A 6428-nucleotide genomic window follows, 5' to 3' on the forward strand; every position below is an offset into this window, starting at 1 on the left:
CCTTTAAAAATCAAATTATAATCATATGAAAATCAAAACACTTTTGGTCTCCGCGATTCTGATTGCGGGATTTCAGAGCAGACTATTAGCTGAAAAAGGAATTAATAATGGTGATCCTATTGTGATTGTGGAAAACGATCCGGAGACTATTATCGCTAATTATATTAAGGCCGTTGGCGGCGAAGCTAAAGTGAAGGCCATCAAAAATGCCAGTATGACCGCAGAGGCTAACTTTCAGGGTCAAATTATTGAAATCAAGACAATCGCTGATTCTGAAAATACCCGAATGATGCAATCTACTGCCGTAGGTGGAAATGTGATGCAGAAAACCTTGTTGGTAGGAGGACAAGCACAAATGGTTATGATGGGTCAAGTCCAAGAGCTTCCTGAGGAGACAGCGGCAATGCTTAAGCCTCAGACATACGTTTTTCCGGAGCAGTTCTATGATGAAATGGGTTTCGAATTGGAGTTTTTGGGAACTGAAGAGGTAGATGGACAGCAAGCCAACAAGATTGGGATCACTGCCCCTAATGGAATGGTGACCAATGAATTCTACTCGGTAGAAAGCGGATTGAAACTTAAAACTAGTTCAGACGCAACAGGTGAGATCTCTTATTCTGATTACCAGGCAGTGGACGGCGTATTGTTTCCAATGATGTTGACCATCAAAAACCCAATGCTTCCTGTTGCACTTGAAGCCAAAATGATTTCAGTAAAATTTAATCAGACCCTTTCTGATTCTGATTTTCAATAATCCTAAAAGTTAAAGACTTTTGAGACCTCCAAGTTTTGGAGGTCTTTTTTTATGCCAGCCATTTTTCGGTAAGTGTATATATTTCTTTCTGTGAAAGTTGAAAAAGAGGAAAGTAGATGTTAGGGTCTTTTTCAAGAGAAAACTTCAGAGTCCGATCTTGTCGGCTTACAAGTAGTTCTGGATATTCTGAGCTTCCTTCGAGGGAAAAATTGAGGACTTTGTCATTTTTCATCACAAGGAAATAAGCCTTTGCATCTGGATGAATTTGAGTAACCAGCCCATCCCTATTGGTCCGAATGCCGAATTGATGTAGAAGTCTATCTTCAGTTTGGACCTCTTTCATTTCAATTCCTATCTCAGAAAGTAAGCTTTGAAGAAATGGAAAAAGATCTTCATATCCCTGAACAAAATCAGTAAAGAAAGATTTGATTTCCGATTTATCCTGAAATTGTTCAATAATCAGATTTTCAAAATCCTTGATTCCATAACCCAGAAATGGCTTTCCGAACTGCTCCCACATTTGTGTCATGACCGTTGCAAGAGCGCTTCCATTTTTCAACAAAAGGATATCCATGCAAATTGCCAGCAAGGCGCCCCGCGTGTAAATGTTTACTTTTCGGTCGGGAATCCCTCCGATGTATCCATCCAACCACAAATCAAATGAAGACTCTTGAATGGTATAATTCCGCCATCCAAAGTTGGCTGATTCCCGGGCAATAATTTTCTCAAAGTGCCTGAGGTAGGTGGGGAGATCGTAAACGCCTGACTTGAGCAAGTACAAATCTCCCATGTAAGTTGTAACTCCTTCTAAAATCAATCCGGCTTTGGTATAGGTTTCCTTTGAGAAATCATAGGGTAAAAGTTCATTTGGACGTATCCGGCATACATTCCAAGCATGGTAGAGTTCGTGACAACTGACACCGAGTAGTTCCTCCATTTGGATTGGATCTTTCAGGCTTTCAGCCGGACCAAAGGTAATGACAGTCCCGCGTCTATGCTCTACACCATGATAGTGCGAATAAGGCAAAAGCTGAAATATGAAATGATATTCCGATTCCGGAAACTCTCCGAAATCCTGAATGAGCTTTTCTGAAAAGGAATTAAACCTGTTTAAAAATAGGTTTTTGTCAAAGTGGACTTCGCCTTGAATCCAAATATGAAATTGTGTTTTCTGAACCTGATATTCCCAGTGAATTAGCCTCTTTGAGGCAATAATGGTGGAATCGGCCAACATTTGGAAGTTTTTCGCTTTCCAAATTGAGGGTGATTCTTGGATTAATGTGCAGGTTTGGCAGGAGAATTCTGGTAGATCTAATATAATCTCTATTTCTTCTTCACTTTTACCCAAAACATCGAAACAGCAATTGACCAGATTTACATAAACTTGCTCCTCATCCACCCAAGCACTGCCCCCATCCATTTTTCCACAGTAGTATTCATAGGAAATCAGGTAGGGCCCTTTCGAATCAGAGGAGAATTCCCAAAGGTCTTTAGTGGTTTTTCGGAATGGAATTTTGGCTCCCGCTGAATTTTTTATCGCGAAGCCCCGAATATTTTGAGCGTAATTTGCGATTTGATAGCGACCTGCTCTCCAAGCAGGTAATTGAAGCTTTACGTGCTCTGTTTCTTTTAAATCAAGCAAAAGGTTCAATTGAATGTACTGGGAGGTGGGAATTTTAGATTGAACTGTATAGCGAAGCATAGAAAATCTAATAGTGTTGGCAACAAATGTAGAAGGTGGATTTGTATTTAAGAAAATGGTACATATCTTTGCAATCCTTTTCAGGGTCAATCCGGAAAAGATGATAAAGAAAGCAACTAGTTAAAGATATTCGATCATGAAAAGAACATTCCAGCCTTCTCGCAGAAAAAGAAAAAACAAGCACGGCTTTAGAGAAAGAATGTCTTCTGCTAACGGTAGAAGAGTCATCAAGGCAAGAAGAGCTAAAGGAAGACACAAATTGACTGTCTCTTCTGAAAAGACTCTTAAGAAGTAATTCTTAGCGCTGCTTTTCGTATGTTCACATACGAGTACAGTCCTTGCGATGAATTATAGACTTTCGAAAAACGAGCGGCTACATGCCGAAAAGCTTATCAAGGAACTTTTTAACGAAGGTTCCTCTTTTTTTTTGTATCCATTCAAAGTTCTTTTTCTAAAGAAAGAAGATTTAATTGGCCAGCCAAATCAGGTACTTTTTTCTGTTTCGAAAAAGAAAATCAAAAAAGCCACAGGCAGAAATTTCATTAAACGAAGGCTGAAAGAGGCCTATCGATTGAATAAGCAAATCTTGCCTCCTGATGGAATTATCCTGGGCCTTATATTTGTTGGTAAGGCAGAAATGTCATTTGCTGAAATTCAACCTAAAATGGTTCAAGTCCTCAATCGGCTGAATCAGGAACTATCTCAAACTCCGTTTTCCTCATGATTCCAAAATTGAAAAAACCAATAGTTTTTATTCCATTAATGCTAGTTCTTTTTCTCGGGGCTTTTGCCTTTCAGGTAAAGAATGACAAGCTCTTCGCCTTGGCCAAGAATATTGACATTTTTGCCACATTGATTAGGGAGTTGGATTCTTATTATGTGGATGAAATTGATCCTGATAAATTGGTGACGATTGGGATTAATGCGATGCTGGAGGAGCTGGATCCTTACACGGAATACATTCCTGAGGAAGAGTCTGCAGACTTCCGAATGCTGACAACCGGTGAGTACGCCGGGATAGGGGCGCTTATAGGAAACCGGGGTGGGGGGAATATGATTTTGATGCCTTATACCGGCTTTCCAGCCCAGACGGCAGGTTTGAGAATTGCAGATTATATTTTAAAAGTCAACTCAGTAGATGTGGCAAAGAAACCGACTTCTGAGGTTTCAGAACTTCTGAAAGGTCCAGCTAATACTCCGCTGACAGTAAAAGTTCTTCGTGATAAGGATACGCTTGAGTTTGCTTTAATCAGAAAAAAGATAACACTGAAAAATGTTCCTTTCTATGGTAAGCTGGACGACAAAACTGGCTATGTAAAACTTGCGGACTTTACGACCAATGCTTCTACAGAGGTAAGAAATGCACTTGTTAACCTTAAATCCCAGGGTGCTGACCGTTTGATTTTGGATTTGAGAGATAATCCAGGCGGACTACTTAGTGAAGCCGTAGAGATTGTTAATCTATTTATCCCAAAGGGGAAAGAAGTAGTGAAAACGCTAGGAAAACTCCAAAACGTGAATTACACCTATAAAACCTCCAAAACACCGATTGATAAAGATATTCCCATCGTGGTTTTGATCAATGAGCGAAGTGCTTCGGCGGCTGAAATTGTAGCTGGTGCATTGCAGGATTACGATAGAGCTGTTTTGGTTGGTAGAAAATCATTTGGGAAAGGACTTGTCCAAACAACAATTCCACTAAGCTATAATTCCCAAGTCAAAGTGACCACGGCCAAATACTATATTCCAAGTGGTAGGTGTATTCAGGCAATTGATTACGCCCAAACCAGAGAAAATGGTTCAGTTATCACTGTTCCGGATTCCTTAAGGAAAAGCTTTAAGACTGCAAATGGGCGCATAGTCCGCGATGGAGCAGGCATAGAGCCGGACGAATTGGTGAGTGAAGTGTCATATGCGCCAATTTCTTACACGCTTGTCGCAGGGAATCATATTTTTGATTTCGCTACCCAATATTTCTATAAGCATAAGTCAATTTCGGATCCATTGACTTTTTCAATAAGTGATAAAGATTATGAGGAATTTAAAAAGTTTCTTGTTGGGAAAGAGTACGATTACACTACTTATGTAGAGAAGTCTGTGCAAGATTTGGAAAAACACGCCGAAAAAGAAGCCTACTTTGGAGAGATTAAGGCTCAATTAGAAGCAATCAAAGCAAAGGTGAATCACAGTAAAGAAGGTGATTTGGATACATATAAAGCAGAAGTCAAAAAAATTCTTAGCGAAGAAATCGTGTCACGATATTATTTTCAGGAAGGAATGATTGAGGCTGGATTGGATCAGGACCCTGCAGTGGATTTGGCTAAAACCTATCTTTTTGATCTGGCAAAAACCACCAAAACCCTTACAGTTGCAAGAAAGTAAGATGGGCATGATACTGTCGATTGAAACCGCAACTTCGGTTTGTTCAGTAGCCATTCATGATTCCGGTAGACTCATCAGCCTATGCGAGACAAATGAACAAAGCGCGCATGCCGAGCAATTGATGCTTCTGGTTGAAGAATCATTGAAGAAGGCTGGTATTGAGTCGGGTCAATTGGATGCAATAGCGGTTTCTGAAGGACCAGGGTCTTACACTGGACTGAGAATAGGGGTGTCCACTGCAAAAGGCCTCGCATTTGGGCTGGATAAGCCCTTAATTTCGATCAACACGCTTCAGTCCTTGGCAAGTGCAATATCTGTCAAAAAGGGCGAATTGATCATTCCAGTTTTAGATGCCCGCAGAATGGAGATTTACAGGGAAGTATTCGACTGGAAATTAAATTCAGTTTCAAAACTTGCAGCTGAGATTTTAGGTGATGGGGTTTTTGAGAACTTTTTGGAGAATAGGCGGGTTTATTTTCTTGGGGATGCAGTTCAAAAAGTTAAATCTGTGGTCAGCAGCGAAAATGCTACTTTCAATTCAGAAATTGTATTTTCCGCTTCTCATATGGGTAACTTAGCTTTGGAGAAGTTCAGAAAATCCGAATTTGTAGACTTGGCCTATTTCGTGCCAAATTACCTCAAGGAATTTAAAGCCCTTCATTCAAAAAAGAATCCGCTACTCAGCTTATGAGTGAAATAGTAAACAGAGTATCTGCCAGTCAAATCATTTCCATTAATCTCGAGGAAATTTATCCTCAGGAAGACCGTGTGATTTTTGATTTAAAGCCATTTTTATGGCAGGAGTTGATTCTGAAAGAGCAGGATTTTAGACAATCCCTGAAGCAGGTAGACTGGGAAATCTATCGCAATAAGTGGGTGGCGATTCAATGTTCTGTTGACGCAATAGTTCCGACATGGGCGTTTATGCTGGTCTGTACTTATCTCGATCCAGTCTCTAGAGGGTATTCAGTAGGTGATCTTAGTATACTTGAAATTATGATATCTGAATCAGTCATTAGAAAATTTGACATTGAATCCTTCAGAGATCGGCCAATAGTTATTAAAGGCTGCAGTAAATTTCCGATTCCACTTTTTGCTTATGGAAGGATGATTTCCCTGCTACAACCTGTTGCGAAGTCGCTGATGTTTGGGGAACCCTGCAGCACAGTTCCTTTATTTAAAAAAGGAAAGTCCTGATTTTGAAAGAGAAGAGGCTTTAGGTAAAAAAGATTACAACTTTTGTGTAGCAAAGACTTGTGTAATCAAATTCACTCCTCTATGTTTGCACTCCCATTCGAGGATATGCCTCGAACAAATTTGAAAAAAAGCGACAAAAGAAATGAAATAATCAATAAAATTTTCATCTCGGATTTGTAAAATCAAAACAAAATCCGATCTTTGCACTCGCATTCGAAACAAGGGTTTCACTAGTCTCGATAAAGATCGGGAGTAAGTTCTTTGAAATGTTGTAAGAGAGAGAAGAAAGCCTGAGAAAAAGGGCAGGAAGTTGCTGAGAAGCTTTAGGGCGCTCAGTGATTGACAATAATGATAAATTACAATGGAGAGTTTGATCCTGGCTCAGGATGAACG

General features: G+C 39.9%; 7 protein-coding genes. 6 read left to right on the forward strand and 1 reads right to left on the reverse strand.

The window, feature by feature from the left end; all coding sequences use genetic code 11:
* Positions 1-25 precede the first annotated feature (25 nt).
* Positions 26-754 (forward strand): peptidase, M16 family protein, encoded by a 729-nt coding sequence (locus tag Q8M62_RS14425; protein ID WP_304901929.1) that lies wholly within the window; start codon positions 26-28, stop codon positions 752-754.
* A gap of 49 nt (positions 755-803) precedes the next feature.
* On the opposite strand, the gene Q8M62_RS14430 is transcribed toward Q8M62_RS14425, so the two are convergent.
* A complete protein-coding gene (locus Q8M62_RS14430) occupies positions 804-2456 on the reverse strand; it encodes a M61 family peptidase (protein WP_304901928.1) in 1653 nt (550 codons plus the stop codon).
* Positions 2457-2592: 136 nt separating this feature from the next.
* Between Q8M62_RS14430 and rpmH the strand changes: the two genes are divergently transcribed.
* Genes rpmH through Q8M62_RS14455 form a run of 5 tightly spaced genes read left to right on the forward strand, consistent with a single transcriptional unit; the run spans position 2593 to position 6035 of the window.
* Positions 2593-2751, forward strand: a complete 159-nt coding sequence (gene rpmH / locus Q8M62_RS14435; protein ID WP_092729746.1) for a 50S ribosomal protein L34 — start codon at positions 2593-2595, stop codon at positions 2749-2751.
* 48 nt (positions 2752-2799) lie between these two features.
* Entirely contained in the window at positions 2800-3180 is a 381-nt protein-coding gene (gene rnpA / locus Q8M62_RS14440; RefSeq protein ID WP_304901927.1) for a ribonuclease P protein component, read from the forward strand.
* A complete protein-coding gene (locus tag Q8M62_RS14445; protein WP_304901926.1) occupies positions 3177-4838 on the forward strand; it encodes a S41 family peptidase in 1662 nt (553 codons plus the stop codon). The genes rnpA and Q8M62_RS14445 overlap by 4 nt, the downstream gene beginning before the upstream one ends.
* Positions 4825-5529, forward strand: a complete 705-nt coding sequence (gene tsaB, locus Q8M62_RS14450; RefSeq protein ID WP_304901925.1) for a tRNA (adenosine(37)-N6)-threonylcarbamoyltransferase complex dimerization subunit type 1 TsaB — start codon at positions 4825-4827, stop codon at positions 5527-5529. Before Q8M62_RS14445 ends, tsaB begins: the two co-directional genes overlap by 14 nt.
* On the forward strand, positions 5526-6035 hold the full coding sequence (locus tag Q8M62_RS14455; protein WP_304901924.1) for a DUF2480 family protein: 510 nt from the start codon (positions 5526-5528) through the stop codon (positions 6033-6035). Before tsaB ends, Q8M62_RS14455 begins: the two co-directional genes overlap by 4 nt.
* The last annotated feature ends 393 nt before the right edge of the window (positions 6036-6428 follow it).

The organism is Algoriphagus sp. (assembly GCF_030694375.1).
Lineage (GTDB): Bacteria > Bacteroidota > Bacteroidia > Cytophagales > Cyclobacteriaceae > Algoriphagus.